This is a genomic window from Ostreibacterium oceani (assembly GCF_009362845.1).
GTDB lineage: Bacteria > Pseudomonadota > Gammaproteobacteria > Cardiobacteriales > Ostreibacteriaceae > Ostreibacterium > Ostreibacterium oceani.
The window spans coordinates 1-23,781 of the sequence record NZ_WHNW01000005.1; the positions used below are offsets into that span (position 1 = coordinate 1).

At 46.0% G+C, this 23,781-nt stretch carries 17 protein-coding genes and 2 pseudogenes; 16 read left to right on the plus strand and 3 right to left on the minus strand.

Annotated features, from left to right (window positions below; genetic code table 11):
• Window positions 1-122: 122 nt before the first annotated feature.
• From GCU85_RS10390 to GCU85_RS05600, 4 genes and pseudogenes are all read left to right on the plus strand, one after another.
• Window positions 123-1,091: pseudogene (locus tag GCU85_RS10390) on the plus strand (FAD-dependent oxidoreductase); the annotation flags it as partial.
• Between the two features lie 151 nt (window positions 1,092-1,242).
• The gene (locus GCU85_RS05590; RefSeq protein ID WP_152810205.1) at window positions 1,243-2,613 is read left to right on the plus strand and encodes a cation:proton antiporter; all 1,371 of its coding nucleotides are present in this window, start codon (window positions 1,243-1,245) and stop codon (window positions 2,611-2,613) included.
• Between the two features lie 310 nt (window positions 2,614-2,923).
• A complete protein-coding gene (locus tag GCU85_RS05595; protein WP_152810206.1) occupies window positions 2,924-5,113 on the plus strand; it encodes a TolB family protein in 2,190 nt (729 codons plus the stop codon).
• 64 nt (window positions 5,114-5,177) lie between these two features.
• Window positions 5,178-5,657, plus strand: a complete 480-nt coding sequence (locus GCU85_RS05600) for a hypothetical protein (RefSeq protein WP_152810207.1) — start codon at window positions 5,178-5,180, stop codon at window positions 5,655-5,657.
• A 142-nt stretch (window positions 5,658-5,799) separates the two neighbouring features.
• Here the strand turns inward: GCU85_RS05600 and yaaA are convergent, their stop codons facing one another.
• Complete coding sequence (yaaA, locus tag GCU85_RS05605; protein WP_152810208.1) at window positions 5,800-6,576, minus strand: peroxide stress protein YaaA; 777 nt, start codon at window positions 6,574-6,576, stop codon at window positions 5,800-5,802.
• A 273-nt stretch (window positions 6,577-6,849) separates the two neighbouring features.
• Between yaaA and GCU85_RS05610 the strand changes: the two genes are divergently transcribed.
• The 9 genes and pseudogenes from GCU85_RS05610 to GCU85_RS05650 all read left to right on the plus strand — a co-directional run bounded on the left by GCU85_RS05610 (window position 6,850) and on the right by GCU85_RS05650 (window position 17,185).
• Window positions 6,850-9,366: a 5'-nucleotidase C-terminal domain-containing protein gene (locus GCU85_RS05610; protein ID WP_218110565.1), complete on the plus strand. Its 2,517-nt coding sequence runs from the start codon at window positions 6,850-6,852 to the stop codon at window positions 9,364-9,366.
• Window positions 9,367-9,670: 304 nt separating this feature from the next.
• A pseudogene (gene aroA / locus GCU85_RS05615) lies at window positions 9,671-11,002 on the plus strand (3-phosphoshikimate 1-carboxyvinyltransferase); the annotation flags it as partial.
• Window positions 10,995-11,675, plus strand: coding sequence for a (d)CMP kinase (gene cmk / locus GCU85_RS05620; RefSeq protein WP_152810211.1), 681 nt, complete (start codon window positions 10,995-10,997; stop codon window positions 11,673-11,675). The pseudogene aroA and the gene cmk, both read left to right, overlap by 8 nt.
• A gap of 30 nt (window positions 11,676-11,705) precedes the next feature.
• On the plus strand, window positions 11,706-13,376 hold the full coding sequence (gene rpsA, locus GCU85_RS05625; RefSeq protein ID WP_152810212.1) for a 30S ribosomal protein S1: 1,671 nt from the start codon (window positions 11,706-11,708) through the stop codon (window positions 13,374-13,376).
• A gap of 149 nt (window positions 13,377-13,525) precedes the next feature.
• Window positions 13,526-13,831 carry an integration host factor subunit beta gene (locus tag GCU85_RS05630; RefSeq protein WP_152810213.1) on the plus strand — a complete coding sequence of 102 codons (306 nt, stop codon included), beginning with the start codon at window positions 13,526-13,528 and terminating at the stop codon, window positions 13,829-13,831.
• 106 nt (window positions 13,832-13,937) lie between these two features.
• A complete protein-coding gene (locus GCU85_RS05635; RefSeq protein ID WP_152810214.1) occupies window positions 13,938-14,615 on the plus strand; it encodes a thermonuclease family protein in 678 nt (225 codons plus the stop codon).
• A gap of 186 nt (window positions 14,616-14,801) precedes the next feature.
• Entirely contained in the window at window positions 14,802-15,407 is a 606-nt protein-coding gene (gene ruvA / locus GCU85_RS05640; protein ID WP_152810215.1) for a Holliday junction branch migration protein RuvA, read from the plus strand.
• A gap of 18 nt (window positions 15,408-15,425) precedes the next feature.
• Window positions 15,426-16,433 (plus strand): Holliday junction branch migration DNA helicase RuvB, encoded by a 1,008-nt coding sequence (ruvB, locus tag GCU85_RS05645; protein WP_152810216.1) that lies wholly within the window; start codon window positions 15,426-15,428, stop codon window positions 16,431-16,433.
• A gap of 206 nt (window positions 16,434-16,639) precedes the next feature.
• Window positions 16,640-17,185: a hypothetical protein gene (locus GCU85_RS05650; RefSeq protein ID WP_152810217.1), complete on the plus strand. Its 546-nt coding sequence runs from the start codon at window positions 16,640-16,642 to the stop codon at window positions 17,183-17,185.
• A 15-nt stretch (window positions 17,186-17,200) separates the two neighbouring features.
• Here GCU85_RS05650 and GCU85_RS05655 read toward each other — a convergent pair whose 3' ends face one another.
• Together GCU85_RS05655 and pyrE are read right to left on the minus strand one after the other, a co-directional pair.
• Entirely contained in the window at window positions 17,201-19,024 is a 1,824-nt protein-coding gene (locus GCU85_RS05655) for a M61 family metallopeptidase (protein ID WP_152810218.1), read from the minus strand.
• 71 nt (window positions 19,025-19,095) lie between these two features.
• The gene (pyrE, locus tag GCU85_RS05660) at window positions 19,096-19,761 is read right to left on the minus strand and encodes an orotate phosphoribosyltransferase (protein WP_407944976.1); all 666 of its coding nucleotides are present in this window, start codon (window positions 19,759-19,761) and stop codon (window positions 19,096-19,098) included.
• 167 nt (window positions 19,762-19,928) lie between these two features.
• Here pyrE and GCU85_RS05665 point away from each other — a divergent pair, with 167 nt between their 5' ends.
• The 3 genes from GCU85_RS05665 to rnr all read left to right on the plus strand — a co-directional run bounded on the left by GCU85_RS05665 (window position 19,929) and on the right by rnr (window position 23,636).
• Window positions 19,929-20,702, plus strand: a complete 774-nt coding sequence (locus GCU85_RS05665; RefSeq protein WP_152810219.1) for an exodeoxyribonuclease III — start codon at window positions 19,929-19,931, stop codon at window positions 20,700-20,702.
• Between the two features lie 141 nt (window positions 20,703-20,843).
• Window positions 20,844-21,197, plus strand: a complete 354-nt coding sequence (locus tag GCU85_RS05670) for a hypothetical protein (RefSeq protein ID WP_152810220.1) — start codon at window positions 20,844-20,846, stop codon at window positions 21,195-21,197.
• A gap of 12 nt (window positions 21,198-21,209) precedes the next feature.
• Complete coding sequence (gene rnr / locus GCU85_RS05675) at window positions 21,210-23,636, plus strand: ribonuclease R (protein ID WP_152810221.1); 2,427 nt, start codon at window positions 21,210-21,212, stop codon at window positions 23,634-23,636.
• Window positions 23,637-23,781 lie beyond the last annotated feature (145 nt).

Sequence of the window (23,781 nt, forward strand, 5' to 3'; positions counted from 1 at the left end):
AATCGGTTACTCGCCATTGTCTGGTTTGATAAAGACGCCAAATCTCTTGGCGATCAAGCGGTGTTAAGCGTATTCGTTTGTGCATGTTCATTACAGTATTCTCTCAAAAAATACTGTAAACAACCCGAAGAAATCTTACACCTAACGGCATCTCAACGAGCTTGCCATTTGAAACCCAAATTGCCTATGTCCGCAGTATGCAAGGGCTAGAAAATGCCGTGATTACCCGCCCAGGCTATGCGATAGAATATGATTTTTTTGATCCGCAAGGACTCACGCACAGCCTAGAGACCAAAGCCATTGAAGGGCTATTTTTTGCAGGACAAATCAATGGCACAACAGGCTACGAAGAAGCCGCCGCCCAAGGATTGTTAGCTGGTGTTAATGCGGTATTAAAAGCTGGTGACAAGCCGGCGTGGACCATCACACGAGACCAAGGTTATATCGGAGTTATGGTTGATGATTTGATTACGCAAGGCACCAAAGAGCCATACCGCATGTTTACTAGCCGTGCGGAATATCGGTTGTCGTTGCGTGAGGATAATGCCGATCAACGCTTAACTGAGATGGGTCATGGTCTGGGTTTGGTTGGCGAAGCACGGTACCAAGCATTTTGCGAAAAAATGACCATTTTGGAAAAGCAAAAAGCCGAACTCAAAGCGCTGTGGATACAGCCTGATAACCTAACTGACGAGGCAACCATCACGCTGAGCCGCGAGGCAAATGCCTATGAATTACTAAAACGTCCTGAAATGCCATACAGCGAGTTAGAGAAACTGCCAGGTGTGACGGCAGATCTTGATCAAGTGATTAAAACGCAGCTAGAAATCGAAGTGAAATACGAAGGCTATCTCAAGCGTCAACAAACAGAAATTGACAAGCAGCGGCGCTACGTGGATAAAAAAATCCCCCCACAATTTGATTACACAACAGTCAAAGGGTTGTCCGCAGAAGTGGTTGAAAAATTAACCAAAATTCGCCCAGAAACCATCGGGCAAGCGCTACGCATTTCGGGCGTAACCCCTGCGGCGATTTCGTTGATTTTGGTTTATTTAAAAAAACAACAGTTGGTCGGTGTGCCAGTTGTTTAGTGTGCAATAGAGTTTGTAACGGTGTTTGCAATAAGCCAATGTGTAATAAAGCGATTTGATGCCGATTTAGTGCCGATTTAGTCTGCGCCTTTTTCTGTCAGATATGTTGGTTTGATTTTAGCGGATAGCGAATAATAAAAAGCGCTTGTTGATGCGCTTTTTATGGCATAATAATGCGTCATTATTTTCGTCATTGAATATTCTCTTTCTTACCTTGCTTATTGGTGAACTGGCTGTTATGCAAATCCCTCAGTTAATTGCGATTCTCTTGGTTGCCACAGCGTTACTCTCGGTGATTAACGAAAAATTCATCAAAATGCCGCTTAGTATTGGCGTGATGGTTATCACAATGGTGGCCTCTCTGCTTATTTTGTTGGCAGGTTATTGGGACTGGTTTCATGCCGATCATTTTGTCCATCAACTCGTTAAGCGGATTGATTTTTCCGAGACACTGATGCATGGCATGCTAAGTAGTATGCTCTTTGCGGGTGCATTACACACGAATTTGACCAAATTATGGCAGCAAAAATGGGCGATATTTTTCTTGGCAATTTTTGGTACCTTTATCTCAACGGCATTAGTTGGTTATGGTATTTATTATCTATTTAATGGGCTGGGGCTAGTCGAGTTACCGCTACTTTATTGCTTGTTATTTGGTGCGTTGATTTCTCCAACTGATCCGATTGCGGTGCTCGCGATTATGCGTCGTGTCGGCGCGCCAGCTGATTTAGAGATATTGATTTCGGGTGAATCATTGTTTAATGATGGGGTTGGTGTTGTGCTGTTTGCCGTTATTGGTGCCATGATTTTAGGTGAGTCACAAACCCCAGTGATAACAGGTGCCGTTTTATTTGCAGAAGAAATGGTCGGTGGTATTTTATTCGGCTTGCTGTTGGGGTGGGTAGGTAATTGGCTGCTAGAACAAGTGTATGATTACCACATGGATGCGTTGATAACGCTTGCTGTATCATTTGGTGGTTACCAGATGGCATTGGTGCTTGGCGTGTCGGGGTTGATTGCCGTGGTTGTGGCTGGGTTGATGGCAGGGCAATACATGCGTAAATATTATCCAGCGGATGAGTTGGGGCGAACGCCATTGGATATTTTTTGGAAGATTATCGATGAACTGCTCAATGCTATTTTATTCGTGTTAATTGGTTTAGAGCTGATGTCGTTTGCGACGATTTCTGTGCCGGTATTGGCGATGAGTGTCGTTATTTTGGTGGTATTAGTCGCGCGCTGGGTAAGTGTTTTGATTCCGATTGGCTTCTTAAAGCTATGTCGGCACCCATTTCCAAGGCATGTCATGGGGTTTATGACCTGGGGTGGCTTAAGGGGTGGTTTACCCATCGCGTTGGTGCTGTCACTGCCACAAAGCGAAGCGCGTGAAACCATGATTTTGCTAACGTACGCGGTAGTCGCATTTTCAATTATAATTCAGGGGCTTTCAATTAGCCCACTGATGCGTTTTTGGATGAGAAATGAGAAGCTACCAGCTATATCGCCGTCAACGCGAGACTAGTCAGCGCCTCTAGCGTGTCCAAAATCCCTACAGCGCCTAGAATACCTATCCTCCTCCTCGTTATTGCTTATCAGTGTTAATCAGTGGAAGACGTTTGTCAGTAACATTGGCGCTGGCTAGGATTGGCTAGGTCTGGCGTTATTGGTGAAAAGTCCAAAAAAATGAAGCCGAATCTGGGGCGAATCTGGGGCGAAGGTGCTTATTTGTTTCTGATTTTTAAATTGGCTGCTTGATGGATGGTTTTAGATTGACAAGGTTATCCGTGCGTTTTATGATGACTGTGAATTAATTAACAAGGAGTAAGCAAACCATGTATCGTTCTGACTGTCAAAATCAGCATATTATGCATCAATTTGCAGGGGTGTTTTCAAGCCGCGCTAAGCCGTTGGTAAAAACCATCTGCTTGTTATCCGGGCTATCTTGTGCGTTGGTGGGTTATGCACAAGAAGTCACGCGAGTCAGTGTCAATAGCGCAGGCGAAGAAGCAAACCGGGGGGGTTTTTACTCTAGGCCTACGATTTCAGCCGATGGTCGCTACGTGGCGTTTGAATCAGAGGCAGATAATCTGGTGGCGGGTGATACGTATGGCATATGGGATGTATTTGTGCACGACCGTGAGACGGGCGAGACCACCCGTGTCAGTGTGAGTAGCGCAGGCGAGCAGGCGAACGACGAGTCTGAATCGCCTGCGATTTCAGCCGATGGTCGCTATGTGGCGTTTGAATCAGAGGCAAATAATCTGGTGGCGGGTGATACGAATGGTGCCAGCGATATTTTTGTGCACGACCGTGAGACGGGCGAGACAACCCGTGTGAGTGTGAATAGCGAAGGCGCTGAGGCGAGCAGCTCTTCTGGTTTGCCAGCGATTTCAGCCGATGGTCGGTACGTGGCGTTTGACTCAAGGGCAGATAACTTGGTGGCGGGTGATACGAATGATGCAAGGGATGTGTTTGTGCGCGACCGTGAGACGGGCGAGACCACCCGTGTCAGTGTCAGTAGCGCAGGTGCGCAGGCGAACAGCGTGTCTGATTCGCCAGCGATTTCAGCCGATGGTCGGTACGTGACATTTGCATCGTATGCAGATAACCTGGTGGCGGGTGATACGAATAACGACTGGGATGTATTTGTTCACGACCGCGAGACAGGCGAGACAACCCGTGTCAGTGTCAATAGCGCAGGCGTGCAGGCGAACAACGACTATTCTTCGTACCCTACGATTTCAGCCGATGGTCGTTACGTGGCGTTTTCATCGGATGCAGACAACCTGGTGGCGGGTGATACGAATAACGACTATGATATTTTTGTTCACGACCGCGAGACAGGAGAAATCAAACGAATTCCAATTTCCATAGCTCCATATGATTCTGTATCGTTATCATTATCTGCCGATGGGCGATATATTGCTTACTCATCTGAAATTGAGTGCCTTTTTTCGCCATGCCCTGATGTTGGTTATGGGGTTTATATTTATGACCAAAAGACGGAGCAAACCGAAGTCATTGTTAATTTAGTCGAAGATAATAATATTTATTTTATAGGTAGTGGATTCCCTAGTTTATCAGCCGATGGTCAAACGGTGGCATTTGGTTCGAGTAATACTAACTTGGTGCCTAATGACACCAATCAAGCGTTCGATATTTTTGTGGCAGAGTTAGGCGAGACCATACCCAACATCAGCGGTACGTGGTATGACCGCAACCAGAGTGGTTTAGGGTTTAACATGATTCAAACAGCGAACGACCAGTTGGTGGCGTATTTTTATGGCTATGAAAATGCTGATGGCAACACTAACGGCAACACTACTGGCGATGCGCTGTGGTTATTGACGGACGCTTTGGCCGTATCGCAAATTGAACAGGGCAAAACCTACACCCTGCCTGTCTATACGGGTTTTGCGGGCAATGGCGGTCGCTTTGATAGCGCCCCGACTACGGACAGAAGCGGCTTGACCGAATGGGGCAACGTCGAGCTTACCTTTACTGGCTGCGGTACCGCGACGGCAACCTTGATTGGTGATAATGGTACCAAGTCATTTGATATGATTAAGCTAGCCAATGTCAAAGGCGCTGAATGCGGTGATGCAGTTACTAATAATCCGTTTTTCAATATCAGCGGCACGTGGTACGACACGACTGAAAACGGTCTTGGGTTTAATGTCATTAATACAACGAACAATCAGTTGCTGGCGTATTTTTATGGCTATAAAAGTGGTGCAAATGGTGATACGCATTGGTTGTTATCAGACGCCTTGCCAGTTGATACAGTAGTGCCTGGTCAGACTTATACGATACCCGTTTATACGGGCTATGCAGGTAACGGCGGTACATTTACAAACGCACCGACAGATGGCAATAGTGGTATTCGAGATTGGGGTACACTGCAAATCAGGTTTGATAACTGCAATAGCGGTAGTGCGACCCTGTCAGGCGAAGATGGAACCAAGTCATTTAACCTAGTGAAATTAGCTAACCTGAAAGGCGCAGCTTGTAGTAGTAATTGACGATTAGCAGATAGCTCGTTGATAGTGGATTGATCGGATTGCGACACTATCACAGGAGACGTTTATGCTAAAAATCGAAAAAATAACCTACCTAAAGGTAGGTTATTTTTTATTACCCACCGCTGTTTTTCTATATGATTTCATCTATGTGACGGATGAGTTTCGTTTCGTTTTTGCGGCGCTTATATCCATTTTCTTAGCGTTACCATTGGGGTTTATAGCAGCAAAAGGAATTGAAGATTATTTCTATGACTTAAAAACGCTAGAAACAATGCTAGAAAACCTATCTTTTGGTCACGATATGGCACAAACTATAGCCGAACCTATAATAGGGTTTGTTTTTGTGAGTATTATTATGTGTATTGGCTATGTTCAGTGGTTTATTATTGTCCCTAAGCTATGGAGGGCTATTTTTAGGCTGCGATTCTGGCCGTTTAATGTGATAAACCATGAATCCATTCTCGTCAGAATCGGCGCTGTTATATTCGTGTATATAACTAGTTTTGTTAGTTTTTATATTGCGGTAGCAATTTTTTATTGGTGATTTTTCGACAGGCGACTCTTGCGCTAGGTTAAAATAAGATACAACAATACAAGCAATAACTGGGTAAAATCTGAACAAATGATTGGTGCGGATTAAATAGTTGTTTGCTAATAGTTGTTTGCTAATTGGCGTGATGGGTTGTTTAACCCATACTATCACGGTGAAATACCACGGTATTGTCTGTTGAGTCATCCGCGACAAAATAGTAACCATCAACGGCGAATTTCTTTAAGTCGCGGTAATCGGTTAGGCGCTGCTCGATAATCCATCTTGCCATGAGTCCGCGTGCTTTTTTGGCATAAAAACTGATGATTTTGTATTGTCCATTTTTCTCGTCTTTAAACACCGGTGTGATGACTTTAGCCGCCAAAAGGCGAGTGTTGATGGCGCTAAAATATTCATTGGAGGCGAGATTAATCAACACGGGGTGTTTTTCGTCATGCAATTGTGCGTTAATCGCCTCGGTGATGGTGTCACCCCAAAAACCATACAAGTCTTTGGCGGTGTTTGTCTGGAATTTTGTGCCCATTTCTAGGCGATAAGGTTGCATCAAGTCCAGCGGCCGAAGTAGCCCGTAAAGCCCAGATAAAATGCCTAAATGCGCGTTAGCCCACTGCAAGTCGTGGTCGCTAAGGCTATTCGCGTCCAGCCCCGTATAGACGTCGCCTTTAAACGCTAAAATGGCTTGTTTGGCATTATCTAGAGAAAATGGGGTTTGCCAGTCTTGGAAGCGCTCAAAATTAAGTAGCCCTAATTTGTCACTAATTTTCATTAATGCCGAAATATCCTCTGGGGACAATTTTTTCGCCGTATCAATGAGGGTTTGCGCGTGCGTCAAAAACTGAGGTTGCGTCGCTGTTTTTGTCTGTGGCGGAGTGTCAAAGTCCAATGTTTTGGCAGGAGAAATAACGAGATACATAAAATCCTCAATAGTTATGGATGACAGTGGTCTGTATTTGAATAACACAATTATACGCTAATTTTAGGTCGATGTGACACTTGTGTCGTTTTAGCGGTCGAAAGCGTTGAGTGATGGATATGGTCGATAAGTAGTCGGAAGGGCAGTCGGGAAATAGTTGGGATACTGTCACAAAACGGTCATTTTTTGTTAATCAAACTGCAATAATAAATCGTTACGATGCCCCATGTCAGCAATAGGTATAACGTTTACATATATTTTAGGAGATTGGTTTTGAAAAAGTTACTACCCATCATATTACTTGGCTGTGTGAGTTGGCAGGCCAGCGCGGATTTTACGCTAAACATTTCACACATTAATGACCACCATTCACACCTTAATCCAGAGGATATTGATTTGATGCTGCCTTCGGGTGAAGTGGAAGTCGAGCTGGGCGGTTTTCCGCGTGTCACTGCGCAAATCAACGCCCAAGCAGCGCGCAGTGAGCACCATGTTAAAATTCACGCAGGCGACGCCATAACTGGGGATTTATTCTATACCTTGTTTAAGGGTGAGGCTGACGCGGCACTGATGAATACCGTTTGTTTTGATGTATTTACAGTCGGTAACCATGAGTTTGACGCGGGCGATGCGGGGCTAAAGACGTTTTTGGATTATCTGCTTGATGGTAGTTGCGATACGACAGTATTGGGGTCGAATGTCAGTCCTGAAGTCGGTGTCTCACCGCTAGCGCCTAACGCGGTTGATGACTATTTAAAGCGCACAGCGATTAAATCGTTTGGCGATCAACAAGTCGGATTTATCGGGATTGATATCGCCAATAAAACCAAACAATCGTCTAGCCCAGACGAGACAACGGTGTTTGCTGACGAATTGGAGACGGCACAAACGTATATTAATGAATTAGTGGCGATGGGTATCAATCAAATCGTCTTGGTGACGCATTATCAATATCAAAATGATATCGCACTGGCGGCGCAATTATCGCACGTTGATGCCATCATAGGCGGGGATTCGCATTCGTTGTTGGGTGAGCAATTTGCCGAGGTTGGGCTTAATCCACAGGGTGCTTACCCGACGCGTGTCACTAACGCGGATGGTGATTTGGTTTGTATCGTGCAAGCATGGCAATATGCGGCAGTGGTTGGCGAGTTGGCGTTAAACTTTGATGATGCAGGGGCATTGACTTCGTGTGAGGGAACGCCACATTTGTTGCTGGGTGATACTTTTGTCCGCGATGATGAAACACTTACGGGTGACGCGCTGGCAACGGTACAGGCCGAACTGGCTGCAATCTCTGGTCTAACGATGGTGACACCAGATGCGAATGCTGAAATGGTGCTGGCTGATTATGCCGCGCAGGCCGAGGAATTAGAAACCACAGTGATTGGTAACATTGCTGAGAACTTGTGTTTGGAGCGTATTCCTGGGCAAGGGCGCAGTAGTTTGTGTGATGTCTCGGAGACGGCTGAGCGTGGCTCAGATATTACGATGGTGGTTGCCGAAGCATTCCGAGAAATGAGCGTACTATCGGATGTAACTATCCAAAATGCAGGCGGTGTGCGAATTGATATCCCTGCGGGTGAATTAACCATCGGTGATGCCTACCGATTATTGCCATTTGCGAATACGATTGTTAATCTCGATATGACAGGCGCAGAAATTAAACAAACCCTAGAGGAAGCCATCGACGTTGCGCTTTATGTGGATGGCGGTTCAAGTGGTGCGTATCCTTATGCCGCAGGATTGCGATTTGATGTGGCGGCAGGTCGTGCCTTTGGTGAGCGCATTCAAAACCTCGAAGTCAAGGTCAAGGGCAGTGATAGTTGGGCGTCAATCGACCCGAGTGAATTTTATCTGGTCGCAACCAATAGCTTTATCGCATCAGGCGGTGATGGCTACGACACGATGAAGCGCGTGTTTAATGACCCACTGCGTGCAGAAGACACGTTCTTAGATTATGCGCAAGCCTTTGTCGACTATGTGGAGGCACGGGGCACGGTCGGTAAATTGCCAACTGAGGATTATAGCACCCGTCGTTATTGTGCAACATATGACTGTGGTGGCATCAGTGATTTGTGGTGGGATGAAGACAAAGGTGGTTATGGTGTGTCAATCAAACGCTTAGACAACCGCGTTGTGGTGCGCATTTATGGCTACGATGCTGAGGGTCAGCCTTACTGGAGTACATTAGAAGGTATTCCTGTAACCGACGAGAGTGACGCAGGATTTACCGCAGGCGGTGATGTCTATACCTATCGTTATGATGGCCAAGCCATTGGCGGGCAGTGGAGTCGTGACAATGTGACACCAACAATTATTGGCTCAGGGTCATTGGTTTACGATAAATCAGCCGATACCGTGGCGCTGTCTGTGCGCACTAGCGAGGGGGATTATGATTTAGACCTAACTCGATTTAATGGCAATGATCGCCAAGCAGGAGACGGCGTCTATTGGGCGCCTGATAAGAGTGGCCAAGGGCTTTATGTGTCTAATCGAGCGTCTCGTGTGTTTGTCCAGTGGTTCGTTTATGACGAAAACGGACAGTCTGCATGGTACACCATTGAGCCGTCGGCAGACGATGAAAATCAGTATGTCGTTTACAGTCCAAGCTACAGCGGCGGCAATCCAATGCAGGCATTTGACCCAGCCAATGTTGTGCGAAAAGCCGTCGGCACAGCGAGTCTGACGCAAAACAACGGGCGCAGCTATACCTTGTCAGTGACATTGACAGCAGGACCAAATGCAGGACAAATGGAGGTATTTAACCTAACGGCGTTTGATTACTGATTGAAATTAATTGCTAAGACGACGAAAGCCCTGCGATGTTGCAGGGCTTTTTTTGTTTGCAAAATCGAAATTGGATTGTCGTTGATTGTTATTTATCGATTGTTATTTTGTTTGGGATGGCTAAAATAGCCCTTTAATTGATATAATCGATAGTCTGTCTTAAGGTGGTTGCTTAGTTGGTTGTCCTTGTTGGTTAGCCCCTGTTGGTTAGCCCCTGTTGGTTAGCCCCGTTAGTTAGGTGACTGTCTTGATGAAATCTAGAAGAATAAAAAACGGAGTGACAATGAGCAGTTGGCAAACCAATCCATCGCAACAAATTTCGGGCGACATCCGTGTGCCAGGGGATAAGTCTATTTCGCACCGCAGTATTATGCTGGGGGCACTGGCGAAAGGGGTAACCGAAATTCGCGGTTTTTTGTCTGGCGATGATTGTGTCGCCACTCGACAAGCTTTTGAAGCCATGGGAGTTAATATTACCGACCAAGATGACGTGATTTGTATCGAAGGCGTCGGAATAAATGGGTTGCAAGCCCCTGCAAAACCCATCGATGTCGGTAATTCGGGGACAGGAATGCGATTGTTGGCCGGTGTTTTGGCGGGGCAGTCGTTTGCTAGTACGTTAGTCGGTGATGCGTCGTTGATGCAACGCCCGATGAAGCGTGTTGCCGAGCCACTCAAGCAAATGGGCGCGAATGTCTCGGTAAATGCCGCAGGGTGCGCGCCAATTGCGATTGCCCCGAGTTCTGGCTTGCATGGCGTGACTTATCATCAATCGGTCGCCTCCGCACAAGTCAAGTCCGCATTACTATTGGCGGGGATTTACGCCGAGGGTGAAACAATTGTTCATGAGCCTGGTGTGAGTCGAGATCACACTGAACGAATGTTGAGAAGCTTTGGCTACCCAGTTGAGACGATTGTGACAGGCGAATCTCGCACCACCAAACTACAAGGCGGTGGTGTGTTAAATGCCACGCAAATTACCATACCTGGTGATATTTCGAGTGCTGCTTTTTTTATGGTGGTAGCGGCTATTGCGCCAGCGGGTAGTGTGTTGACTATTCGCGGTGTCGGGGTGAATCCGACACGCACAGGGATTATTGATATATTACAACAGATGGGTGCGGATTTGACGTTGGAAAATCAGCGTAAAGTCGGTGATGAGCCCATTGCTGATGTGGTGGTGCGCGCTTCAACGCTTAAAGGCATTACCGTGCCGCGCGAGTTAGTACCGCTTGCTATTGATGAGTTCCCGGTGATTTTTGTTGCCGCTGCTTGTGCAACAGGCACCTTTATATTACGTGATGCCAAAGAGCTACGAGTCAAAGAAAGCGACCGAATTGCTGCCATGGCAACGGGATTGGCGGCGCTAGGTGTTAAGTGCGAGGTGCTTGAGGACGGCATGGTTATTCATGGTAATTCAGATAATCCATTTCCTAATGCAGCGACAATTGATAGTCTGACCGATCACCGCATTGCGATGGCGTTTGCGGTGGCGGGGACGCGTGCTTGTCAGGCAATTACCATATTACAATGCGCGCATGTGGCGACATCGTTTCCAAACTTTCGTGCATTGGCGGCAGCGGTTGGGATGTCCGTCGAGGAAACAAACGATTTAGCAGGCACGTCGGATGGATAACGCCGTGCCGATTGCGAAAATCATCACGATTGACGGCCCAAGCGCTGTCGGTAAAGGCACGATGGCAAAACGATTGGCAAGCGAGCTCGGGTATCACTTGTTAGACAGTGGTGCGTTGTACCGATTGGTCGCAGTCAATGCGTTGCAGCAACGACTAGACCCAAATATCGCCAGTGACGCAGAAAAGGCGGTGCAAAACTTGCACGTAGAATTTGATGACGACAAAGTGTACTTAAATGGAACGGATGTTACGACAAAAATCCGCGAAGAAAACGTATCAAAAGCCGCATCTCAGATTGCAGTGCACGCGTCTGTTCGCCGTGCTTTGTTTGCTTTTATGCAGGCGTTTGTCAAGCTGCCGGGTATTGTCGCAGATGGGCGCGACATGGGTACGGTGGTTTTTCCGCACGCTGATGTGAAGCTGTTTTTGACGGCTGTGACAGCAGTGCGTGCAGAAAGACGATATAAACAGTTGAGCAAACATGCAAAAAATGTTACCCTAGACGCCGTTTTTTCCGAGTTAGTAGATCGGGATGCGCGTGACAGCACTCGCGATGAGGCGCCGCTTATACCAGCAGAGGATGCGGTGGTGATTGATACCAGTGTTGACACAGAAGCGCAGGTGTATGAAAAAATCATGCAAACTGTGCGATTAGGGGGCATTTTGCCATAAACAATGACAACAAATTGAGAAAATAATTTTATGACTGAAAGTTTTGCGGACCTCTTTGAAAAAAGTTTGGATTCCATCGAATTAGAAGTAGGGACAATCGTTACAGCGACGGTTGCAGACATTGGCAAAGATTTTGTCGTCGTCAATGCAGGGTTGAAATCCGAGGGGTTTATTCCTGTGTCGGAATTTGCCAACGCAGATGGCGAAATGACGCTAAATGTTGGGGATGAAGTTGAAGTCGCGCTAGAAGCGGTAGAGAATGGCTTTGGCGAAACACGACTGTCGTTTGAAAAAGCGAAGCGACTCAAAGCATGGAAACGACTAGAAGGTATTTTAGCCGACGAAGTGACTGTGACAGGTCAAATTACTGGTAGCGTCAAAGGTGGATTTACGGTAGATTTGGGCGATATTCGCGCGTTTTTACCTGGCTCGTTGGTCGATGTACGCCCTGTTAAAGATCCTTCTTACCTAAAAGATAAAGACCTAGAGTTTAAAGTTATTAAGCTTGATGAAAAACGCAATAATGTTGTTGTTTCTCGTCGCGCAGTCGTCGAATCAGAGTACAAAGCAGAGCGTGAGCAATTGCTAACCAACTTAAAAGAAGGCGATGTGATCAAAGGGGTTGTTAAGAATTTGACCGATTACGGTGCATTCCTTGATTTAGGTGGGGTTGATGGCCTATTGCACATTACTGACATGTCATGGAAGCGGATTAAATACCCATCAGAAGTGGTCAACATTGGTGATGAAATTGATGTTAAAGTACTGCGTTTTGAAAAAGACCGTGATCGTGTTTCATTAGGTTTAAAACAACTGGGCGAAGATCCTTGGGAAGACATCTCACGTCGTTACCAAGTGGGCACTAGACACTTTGGTAAAGTCTCTAATGTCGCTGACTACGGTTGTTTTATTGAGCTTGAAGACGGTGTTGAAGGTTTGGTACACGTCTCTGAAATGGATTGGACCAATAAAAACGTTAACCCGCGTAAGTTTGTTTCACTAGGTCAAGAAACTGAAGTGATGATTTTAGAAATTGACGAAGAGCGTCGTCGTATTTCACTGGGCATGAAGCAATGCCAATCAAACCCATGGACAGACTTTGCGACTAAGTATCAAAAAGGCGATACGGTCAAGGGTGCGATTAAATCTATCACCGATTTTGGTGTGTTTATTGGCCTAGAAGGCGATATAGACGGTTTAATTCACTTGTCTGATTTGTCATGGAATAAAACAGGCGAAGAGGCCGTTCGTGATTACAGCAAAGGACAAGAAATCGAAGCCATTATTTTGGCGGTGGATTCTGAGCGTGAGCGTATTTCTTTGGGCATTAAGCAATTGGATAAAGACCCATTCTCAACGTTCTTAGGTGATAATGGTCGTGGTGCGATTGTGACAGGGAAAGTGAGTGAAGTAACGCCTCAGGCGGCAACGGTTTTATTGGCAGACGATGTGGTGGGTGAGTTACGTGCAAGCGAATTCTCTCAAGAGCAGGTTGACGATTTAACGACTAAGTTAAGCGTTGGCGATGAGGTGGAAGCCAAAATCACCAATATTGATCGCAAAACCAAGCAAGTGTCATTATCGATTCGTGCCAAAGATCAAGCCGAAGAAAAAGCCACAATCAAAGACTTTATGCGTTCTGAAACGAGTACCTCTGGTACCAGTTTGGGCGACATATTTAAAGAGCTAAAAGACGATTAATCGTCGCTTGATTCATTGCAGGGGAGTGTGCAGACACCGTTAGCGAGGTAAGCGCCCTCCCTTTGCAATGAAAAAAGTACTAAGTTTAGTTTGATAATAATTCGATTGTGCGAGATAATATCAAGACAATCATAACTAGGTGATAAATAATGACAAAACTAGAGTTAATTGAAAATTTAACGATTCGATTTGATCATTGGAAAAATAAAGACGTCAAGGAAGCGGTATATACCACGTTTGAGGAGATTTGCCATACCTTAGAGTCAGGAAATCGTGTTGAAATTCGTGGGTTTGGTAGTTTTTCTCTGCATCATCGCGATGCACGTATTGGTCGTAACCCGAAAACGGGAGAGAAAGTACAAGTCGAGGCCAAAGCGATTCCTTACTTCAGAGCCGGTAAAGAAATGCGAGAGCGTATCAATGACTCGTATGGCAATACTGCGATAAAAAAATAAGGACCAACTAAAAAAACCAGCCACGCGCTGGTTTTTTTAGTTATTAATCGGTCTGCATGAGTAGGGTCTTTATGGATGGGGGTCTGCATGGATGGTTTTTTGATTGATGAAAAATCAGACAGTCATTTGGCGCGTTAAAGCGTATCTTTTGAGCCACACTAGCTATTTATTGCTATCGAGTTTGTTGGTTATCGGTATCGTTATTTTGCGCGGCGATTGGCCACAAAAGCAATCGATATCACCGCAAAGCGACAATCAGCCAAACTCGGCGTCTCATTTGGCCGCTGGTATGCCAGCAGAGCGGCTAGGTAATGGGCAGTTAAGCAATGAGCAGTTAGATAATGGATTACCACGGCAGCAATGGATGGTTTGCTATCACCCAGTAGTGTTAGATGGCGATTCGCTTCGTCTCGATTGTGCGGGGCAGGTTATCGAGATACGCATCATGGACATTGATGCCCCAGAATTAGCGCAATCGCCCTGGGGGGGGCTGGCAAAGTCTGCACTGGTTGACTTGCTCGCACCCCGCGTTGACGTGAAAATTATCGGCCTAGATGCCTACCAACGCCATTTGGGCAAGATTAAAGTAAATAACCAAGATGTCGGGCTAGGTATTGTTAAATTGGGTATGGCCACGGTGTATCCCCGCTATCAGCCGCCACCTGAGTATATTGTGACAATGCGCCAAGCAAAGCAACAGGCTGTGGGTATCTGGCAGACGGCGGGGTTGCACCAAGATCCACAGCGATTTCGTCGGTTAAGTGATGATGGTACTCGGCGCTAAAGGTAGTCGGTTATAAGGAATCGGTAGGCTAAATAGGGCAGCAGACAGAGAATAAATCTTGGTAATTGATAGCAACTAAACGGCTTTTGAGCTAGAATAGCATTAATTTCTGTTACGAAATTCAAAAAATTAGACAATTAATGAGACCAGTTAATTATTCGTCAACGCAATAACGGTAATTCCTATATGATTGCAAGCTTACAAGGGGTATTGCGGTATAAAAAACCGCCCCATTTAATTATTGAATGCGCAGGCGTTGGCTACGACGTAGAGGCAACGATGACTGTTTTTTCCCAGTTGCCTGAGGTCGGTGGAGACGTGTTGATTTATACGCATTTATCCATTCGTGATGATGCGCATGTGTTGTTTGGTTTTGCCAATTTAGCTGAGCGCGATGCGTTCCGTTTACTGATTAAGGTTAATGGTGTTGGGCCTAAGATGGCGATTGTCATTTTGTCGGGGATGAAAGTTGATGAGTTGGCCGTCGTTATTGCCAATCATGATATTAATATGCTGGTGAGCTTGCCTGGTATCGGTAAAAAAACTGCTGAACGTTTGTTAATTGAGCTCAAGGATAAGTTCCCAGTTATGTCGCCACAGGGAGCGGCGGTAAATACGAACAACCCAATGGCTGCCAATGATCGACAGATCAAAACAGAAGCAGCCGAGGCATTGGTTGCATTGGGCTACAAAATGAGCGAGGCCGACAAAATGGTGGATCAATACTACGAATCAGGTATGACTAGCGAAGTCGTCATTCGTGGGGCGTTACAAACCAGAATGAAGCGGTAACCAAAGGATAATATCACCATGATTGAATCAGATAGACTGGTAAGCGCCGAGGTTGAGGGGAATTCTCGCGTGGAACAAGACATTGACCGCGCCATTCGTCCCAAACAGCTCACCGAGTACATCGGCCAAGTCCCTATTCGCGAGCAAATGAGTATCTTTATTCAAGCGGCACGTAATCGCCAAGAGCCGCTAGATCACACGTTATTATTTGGTCCGCCAGGATTGGGCAAAACGACCTTAGCGAATATTATTGCGGTGGAGATGGGGGTAAATTTGCGAACGACGTCTGGCCCTGTGCTGGATAAAGCGGGTGATTTAGCCGCCATTTTGACTAACTTAGAAGCGCATGACGTGCTTTTTATCGATGAAATTCATCGGCTAAGCGCCGTGGTCGAAGAAATATTATACCCTGCAATGGAGGACTATAAAATTGACATCGTTATTGGTGAAGGGCCTGCTGCACGCTCTATCCAACTCGAATTGCCACCATTTACGCTGGTGGGTGCAACCACCCGTGCAGGATTATTGACATCACCGTTGCGCGATCGGTTTGGTATTGTGCAGCGCTTAGAATTTTACTCGCCCGATGAGCTGCAAAAAATCGTGATGCGCTCTGCACGCTTGTTGGGCGTTGAATGCCATGAGCTCGCCGCGTTAGAAATTGGACAGCGGGCACGAGGCACACCGCGAATCGCCAATCGCTTGTTGCGCCGTATTCGTGATATTAGTGAGGTTAAATCGCACGGCAAAATCTCAATCGATATTACCCGCCAAGCATTGGGTATGCTGCATGTAGACAATGCGGGTTTTGATCATTTAGACCGCCGCTTGTTAGGCGACATTATCGATAAATTTGCAGGCGGCCCCGTTGGTCTAGATACGATGGCTGCGGCAATCGGCGAGGAAAGAGGGACAATTGAGGACGTCCTAGAGCCATACCTTATTCAGCAAGGTTATTTAATGCGTACACCCAAAGGGCGCGTTGCAACGCAAAAAGCGTATACTCATTTAGGGATAGAGAAATAGTATGCTTTCTATTTTATTGTTTGGTATAAAAGAATAAAATCCTACCCCCGAGTCGCTAATCAGATGAAATGGCAGGGTGATTTTGCCGAGCAACTTTGTCAGGTGATTTTGTCAGATTTTTTAGTCAGATATTGCGCTGGTTAATATAGCGTTTGACATAGCGATAATAAGAATTATACTGAGTCTTTTCTCGGGGTGTTGTAGTCGTGAATAAATTAGCCGTGAATAAATTAGGTGTAAGCCGATTTCGTATATTCTTTTCTTCATTCGTCGTTTTGCCGTTACTATCCAAACGGCTTACCTTGATCGCCTTGATTGTCATTTTTTCAGGGTTTGGTTTTTCTAGCATGGCTTGGGCGCAGGCAAATTGGTTCGGTGATTTTTCCTATAAAGCGCAGTCAAAAGCCGATATTGCCGTCGCACTACAGCTTGAAATTATAAATAATAATCGTCAGTGGATTTTACTTAACCAAAAAGACCCTGCGATTATGCTGCAACAGCCGCTATCGAATAATGTAGTGCGGATGTATCAATACTTATTGCGTGAAGATGCGCTTGCCAACAGCCAGCTCTATCGCAATGACTTCGCCGCCTATTATTGCAAAGTGTATCGTGGTTATCTGCAAGTAACGGCAGCGATTGATACACAATTATTTGTTTATGTAGGCAATCGGCGCAAAGATCAGCAGCTACTAACACAAATTGAACGACAGTTTACGCGCATCAACGAACGTTATGCCTGCCAAGCGTAACAGGGTTGAGTCGCGTTAAACGGTTGTTTCTAACCATGCTTGGCCCAGTGCGGTTTGTTGAGTGGCTTTTAGGGTCACTTGGGTTGCTGCGGGTGGCGCTAATATTACGTGTTTTTCAAATAGACGGCCGCGACGGTTGAGCGTTAGTTGGATACTTTCACCCGGTTGATTGGTGAATAACACGGCTGTTGTATCGAGACTGGCAATGTGTTGGTGATTAATGGCGATAATTTCATCGTCAACCGATACGCCGACTTGGGCGGCGTGGCTTAGACTATCAAGGAAAGTGATGTCGATATTATGACGTGAATTTTTACTAATACGAAAGCCTGGTTCGCTGGTGTGTACTTGATTTTTCGTTTTGGCTGGGCTTAATTCATAATCGATGCCAAAATTGGTTAAGATGTCTGCAAGCGGTAAGTCCTGAGTGCCATGGATGCCTGTGTTAAAAAGCCGCTCTAGGTCAGTGTGTTTATCCGCCGAGACAAGCTGTTTGCAACCAGCCAGCGCGTCCATCTCGTCAATACCGCGGTTGTCTTGGCCATAATGCTGCCATAACCAGCGCATTAAGTCATCAAGACTCGCCTGATTTTGTGTGTGTAGCCTGAGCCACAAATCAAGGTATAGGGCAAAAATAGCCCCTTTGCTGTAGTAACTCACCATATGGTTTCGTGAGTTGTTGTCGGCTTGATAGAGCTTTGTCCATGCATCGAAGCTGGATTCCGCAAGGCTTTGTAAATGACGACCTGGTGTTGCGAGAACCCGTGATAGATTGCTGGCTTGGCGGTCAAGGAAGGTTGCCTCGTCAATGATGTTGGCACGTCTTAGGAAGACTTCATCGTAATAGGAGGTAAACCCCTCAAACAGCCAAAGCATTTCGCTGTGCTGGGGTTGGTATAAGTCATAATGCAGGTAATCGGTTGGGCGTAGGCGTTTGATATTCCATAAGTGAAAATATTCGTGCGAACACAGACCCAAAAAATCAATCGTTGGTTTATCCAGTGGTGCGTCTTGACGTAATATCATCTCAGGGGATGCCATGAGTGCAGTTGAATGCAAGTGTTCTAAGCCGCCATAGAGGTTGGGCTCAATGTAGGTCATAAAATGATAGTCGTTTGTCAGCGGTGTGCCGTTAAAAAGCTGTATTTGGGCTTGGCAAATGGCGGCAATCGATGCGCTGATTCTTGTGATATCGTAGTCAGGCAATAATTGCCCAGTAAACACCACGTGATGCGGAATTTGTGCCACAGACACTGTTTGTTGCATGGTGTGTTGGGCTGACTCGATAGGGCTGTCAATCAGTAAGTCGTGGTTTTCTGCGTAGTAGGTTTTGCTGGTTGTGTCAGCGGCTACATGCTGGTTGGATGAGCCTAATGAGTTGGGTGAGTTAGGGATAAGGTGTGGAATAAGTTGTGTAAAACATGGCCACGGTCCAGGCGGGGTGACGGTGATAGTTCGCGGTTGGTTTGATAGATGGATAATGTCTAGGCAAACACAGCATGGATTGAGGAAAAGCCGTTGGTCATCTAGGTAGGCGCCACGCACGGATAGATCGTAGGCATAGATTTGGTAGGTAATCGTCAGCGGCTGATTGCCGCTATGAATTTGCCACGTATCGCCATCTGTTTTTTGCCAAGAAAGCGGATGGTTATCGGTGTCATAAGCGGCAAATGCTTGGACATGACGCGCATAATCACGAATTTTATAGCTGCCAGGAATCCATTTGGGCATTTTGGCAATGACATCGTGGTCGGATTGCGCTATGGTGATTTGCACGTCAATTAGGTGTGCGCCTGTGTTTTTGGCTGCGATATCATAGTGTAAGGTTGGCTTTTTCATGTTGTTAGCTCCGTGTCCGTACTATTTGCCGCACTGCTCGCTGTACTACTTGTCGTACTATTTTCCTGGTATCATTTAATCCCATACTGCTGGCGATATGCGGTTAGTTCGGGTAGGTAATTTTGCGAGTGAGCGTCTTGGTTAGCAAAGGCAATTAGGTCATCCAGCGTAATAATTGCATGCGTGTTGATATGATATTGTGTGGCAATCATTTGAATGGCGGATTGTGTTTGGTTTGGTGCAACCTCTTGGCGGTCAAGCGCCACTAATACGTCGCTGATATCACCTTCGCTATCGGCGAGTAATGCCATGGTTTCTTTGATGGCTGTGCCTGCGGTGATGACATCATCAACGACGAGGACTTTGCCACGAATGGGGCTGCCAACGATTGAGCCGCCTTCGCCGTGGTCTTTGGCTTCTTTGCGGTTGAATGCCCAAGGGATGTCTTGTCCTGTTTTTTGCGATAAAATAATCGCGATAGCGGTTGCCAGTGGAATGCCTTTGTACGCGGGGCCAAAGATAACATCGAACGTGATAGGGCTTTCTAGGATTTTATCGGCATAGCATTCGGCTAAATGCCACAGTGATTTACCTGTGGCGAACTGCCCTGCATTAAAGAAATAAGGGCTGATGCGCCCTGATTTTAGCGTAAACTCGCCAAAGCTAAGGGCATTGACTTGTTGTGCGAGTTCGATGAATTTTAATTGATAGGTGTTGAGTGCCATTGTGGTCGCCATTGTCATCTCGGTTGTTGTTGAAATTGCCTACAAATTGCCTACAAATTGTTGGTTATTATGCCACAGAATGACATTTTTTGGCGTGTTGCTTCAGTCAACACGGAAAAAAAACGGTGGACACCTGAATTGTCATAGGGTTATGCGCCAAATTGCTTTACAATAGGCACATGAAAGTTGTATCGATTAATACCAATGGCATACGCGCTGCCGCACGCAAGGGTTTTTTTTCGTGGTTGCGTGCAGAAGACCCTGACGTTGTCTGCATCCAAGAAACCAAAGCGCAGGTCGATCAGTTAACCGATGATTGTTTTTGGCCCCAAGGGTATCATTGTGTTTATCATGATGCGGTTAAAAAAGGCTATTCGGGCGTGGCGATATACGCCAAAGTCAAGCCTCAGCAAGTCACACAAGGCATTGGCTGGCCAGATATTGACGCCGAAGGGCGCTATTTGGAATTTACCTTTCAAAACGCCAGCATCATTTCGCTTTATATGCACTCGGGCTCTTCGGGGGACGCGCGACAACTAATCAAAGAAGACTTCATGGCGCGATTTTACGCGTATCTAATGGCACGAAAGACCGTGGATGTCCCAATAATTCTGTGCGGCGACATTAATATAGTTCATACAGAAAAAGATATTAAAAATGCCAAAGGTAATCAAAAAAATTCAGGCTTTTTGCCCCATGAACGCGCTTGGATTGATCGACTGTTTCGTGAAGGATTTTGCGATGCCTTTCGATTGGTCGATGACCGCGCTGAACAATATACTTGGTGGTCAAATCGCGGTCAAGCGTGGGCGAAAAATGTCGGCTGGCGCATTGATTATCAAATCATCAGTGCGTGCTTGGCGCCCACGGTGAAATCGGCGATGATTTACAAAGACGAACGTTTTTCTGATCATGCACCACTGGTGATGACGTATGACTTTGCATTAACCTAGTTGATTCAGGTACAATAAATAATAATTGGCGCCAAATAGCGAATTAAAGTGCGAATTAAAGTGCGAATTAAAGCGCAAATTTAAAGTGAGAGATAAAATCTGCAAAAATAACCGTAAAATGAATAAAATTGGATAATAAAAATGGACGATAAGCAAAAAACATCTGATGAAACGATTGATACAACAGGGTTAGACGAGGCCACGGTTGATGTGTTGCCCCTTTCGGTGCGCGAGCATTTGATGCGGGGTAACCAAGCCCTCGCGGTCACGACATTACAAGCAGAAAAAGGTCTGACACAGGCGCAAGCAGAGCAAGAAATAGAAGATTATAAAGCATCACTTCGTCAGCGCAAATTGGAATTAGATATCCAAATAATGAATGCTGAGAATCGGCGTGATTCCAGTGCGACCGTTCGTAAAATCGTGACTTGGGCAGGCTATCTGATTATTTTGCTACTCACGTTGTTTGCGTTAAATATGATAATAAAAATGTAGGTGAATAAACGAATGAGTAGAAATTGGCAAAAGCAGGACCCTGAGTTCTCAAATGAAGAAAAAAAATATCCGCATCCTGTGCCAAGCCGTGCGTTTATTATTACAACGATTCAGCAATCGGCTGTGTCGTTGGATTTTGCAGCGTTGGTCAAGCATTACGCGCTTAACCGTCATGAAAAAGAGACGCTAAGACACCGTATCAAAGCCATGCTGCGTGATGGCCAAGTCGCCATGAACGGCAAAGAAGAACTGCGTATCCCCAAAGCACGCCCCAAATTAATCGGTAAAGTGTATGCACACGTTGAGGGCTATGGTTTTTTTATCCCTGAGGATAAGAGTCTAACCGATGGCCAAGATTTATATTTGTCGCCGTTTCAAATGAAACAAGCCATGCACGGTGATGTGGTTGAGGCCGAGATGCTGACCTCAGGCGGGCGTAGCAACAAAAAAGAAGGGCGCATTATTCGCGTGGTTACCCATGCCAACACGCTGATTATTGGTAAGCTCATTAATGATTATGGTATCAAGGTAGTTAAGCCAGAGAATCGCCGTATTCACCATAAAATTCAGGTGACTAATTTGTCTGAATTTGCAGTCAAGGAAAACGAAATTGTCGCGGTGACCATTAGCCAGTATCCGAATAAAAATAATCCCATTGTCGGACAAATCAGCAAAGTATTTGGTGATCATATGGATGCGGGTATCGAAATAGATGTCGCGATTGCCAATCACCAATTGCCGCATGAATGGCCCGATGCCGTTGTCAATCAAACCATTGCCATACCTGATGAAATCAAAGAATACGATTGCCTTAATCGGGTTGATTTGCGGCATTTGCCGTTGGTCACAATCGATGGAGTGACGGCGCGAGATTTTGATGATGCGGTGTATGCCAAAAAAACCCAGACAGGATACGTCTTGTACGTCGCGATTGCGGATGTTGCGCATTATGTCAGCAAAGATAGCCCGCTAGACCAAGAGGCGAAAAATCGTGCCACGTCGGTTTATTTCCCTAACCGCGTGATACCCATGCTGCCCGAAAAGTTATCCAATGGATTGTGTTCGCTGAATCCGAATGTGGATAGGCTGTGCATGGTCTGTGAGATGCTGATTGATAACCAGGGCGAGATTAAACGCAGCAAGTTTTACGAAGCCGTCATGCACTCCAAAGCGAGACTGACCTACGAAGCCGTTGAGGAAGTCCTCTTTATGGATAATTTGGTGCTAGGGGATGAGTATCAGCATGTCATCCCGCATTTGCAGGATTTAAAATCTTTGTATGAAATACTCAGAGCGCAACGCAATGAGCGCGGTGCGATTGGTTTTGAGACCACCGAGCCTGAATTTGAATTCGACAGTGCAGGCAAAATCGATCGTATTAGTGCGCGCGACAGCTTGAAATCGCATCAATTGATTGAGGAATTCATGGTGCGTGCCAATGTTTGTGCGGCTAACTTTTTGTTAAAGCAACGTGGTAAGCATCGACCGCTGGCGCTATTTAGAAATCACCTAGGGCCTAGCGAAGAAAAATTGACGCAATTAATCAGTATGTTGGCCAAAGAAGGCATGACGCTGACGCTAAAAGGTGAGGCGGGAAATACGGGCGATGCGGGCAATGCGGAAAAAATCCTCGCTGCTGTTTCACCCAAAACGCTTGCTGCGGTCGTTGAAAAGGCCAAAAGCCACGAGAATTTTGAGGCGATACAGCTGATGATTTTACGGGCAATGTTCCAAGCGGTGTACGAGGCCGAAAATCACGGGCATTTTGGTTTAGCCCTAACCGCCTACGCACACTTTACTTCGCCGATTCGGCGTTATCCCGATTTGCTGGTACACCGTGCGATCAAACACGCACTACGCTACAAAAATGAATTGTACGTGTATTCGTTTGAGCAAATGCAGCAACTAGGTGAGCACTGCTCGACTTGCGAACGGCGCGCTGACGACGCAACCCGTGATGTGATTGACTTTTTGAAGTGTGATTACATGATGGATAAAATAGATCAATGCTTTAGTGCGACGATTTCGGGCGTGACGTCGTTTGGCTTATTCGCTACGTTAGACGAGCAATTTGTCGATGGATTAATTCATATTAGTTCGCTGGCGGGTGATTATTTTGTCTATGATGGCGACCGTCAATTACTGATGGGCGAACGCAGCCGCAAGGTGTATAAAATTGGGGATCAAGTCGAGATTCGTGTCAGCGACGTATCGACAGAAAAACGCCAAATTGATTTCGTCTTAACGGACACGTATTTGCCGTTTGGTGGCAAAGCACAGGATAATGCCAAGCAGCCAGCGAAAAAATCACAGGCAGCGAAAAAATCAAAACAATCAACTAAGCAATCGACTAAAAAAGGCGAGCCCAAACCCAGCAAGCAAAATCCGCAGGAAAAAACAGGCAAAAAACGCACGCGCAATAAGCGTAACAAGGGATAAGTCTGAGATAGATGATAGGCTAAATGCGCTTTGTTGTAAGCGGCTGTTTTGTTGGCAGAGAAAAGGGAAAAAACTAGCCTTTGTAAAGCAATGAGTGGCGATACGGTAGTGAAAATGTGGTGGTTCAGATACTGAGATGGACCAC

Coding starts and splice junctions, on each gene's coding strand:
- GCU85_RS05655 (WP_152810218.1), bottom strand. CDS start 19,024: ATGAAAAAGCCAACCTTACACTATGATATCGCAGCCAAAAACACAGGC.
- GCU85_RS05590 (WP_152810205.1), top strand. CDS start 1,243: ATGCGCTTTTTATGGCATAATAATGCGTCATTATTTTCGTCATTGAAT.
- GCU85_RS05665 (WP_152810219.1), top strand. CDS start 19,929: ATGAAAGTTGTATCGATTAATACCAATGGCATACGCGCTGCCGCACGC.
- pyrE (WP_407944976.1), bottom strand. CDS start 19,761: ATGGCGACCACAATGGCACTCAACACCTATCAATTAAAATTCATCGAA.
- GCU85_RS05600 (WP_152810207.1), top strand. CDS start 5,178: ATGCTAAAAATCGAAAAAATAACCTACCTAAAGGTAGGTTATTTTTTA.
- ruvB (WP_152810216.1), top strand. CDS start 15,426: ATGATTGAATCAGATAGACTGGTAAGCGCCGAGGTTGAGGGGAATTCT.
- GCU85_RS05635 (WP_152810214.1), top strand. CDS start 13,938: ATGAAAAATCAGACAGTCATTTGGCGCGTTAAAGCGTATCTTTTGAGC.
- yaaA (WP_152810208.1), bottom strand. CDS start 6,576: ATGTATCTCGTTATTTCTCCTGCCAAAACATTGGACTTTGACACTCCG.
- cmk (WP_152810211.1), top strand. CDS start 10,995: ATGGATAACGCCGTGCCGATTGCGAAAATCATCACGATTGACGGCCCA.
- GCU85_RS05595 (WP_152810206.1), top strand. CDS start 2,924: ATGTATCGTTCTGACTGTCAAAATCAGCATATTATGCATCAATTTGCA.
- ruvA (WP_152810215.1), top strand. CDS start 14,802: ATGATTGCAAGCTTACAAGGGGTATTGCGGTATAAAAAACCGCCCCAT.
- GCU85_RS05630 (WP_152810213.1), top strand. CDS start 13,526: ATGACAAAACTAGAGTTAATTGAAAATTTAACGATTCGATTTGATCAT.
- rnr (WP_152810221.1), top strand. CDS start 21,210: ATGAGTAGAAATTGGCAAAAGCAGGACCCTGAGTTCTCAAATGAAGAA.
- GCU85_RS05670 (WP_152810220.1), top strand. CDS start 20,844: ATGGACGATAAGCAAAAAACATCTGATGAAACGATTGATACAACAGGG.
- rpsA (WP_152810212.1), top strand. CDS start 11,706: ATGACTGAAAGTTTTGCGGACCTCTTTGAAAAAAGTTTGGATTCCATC.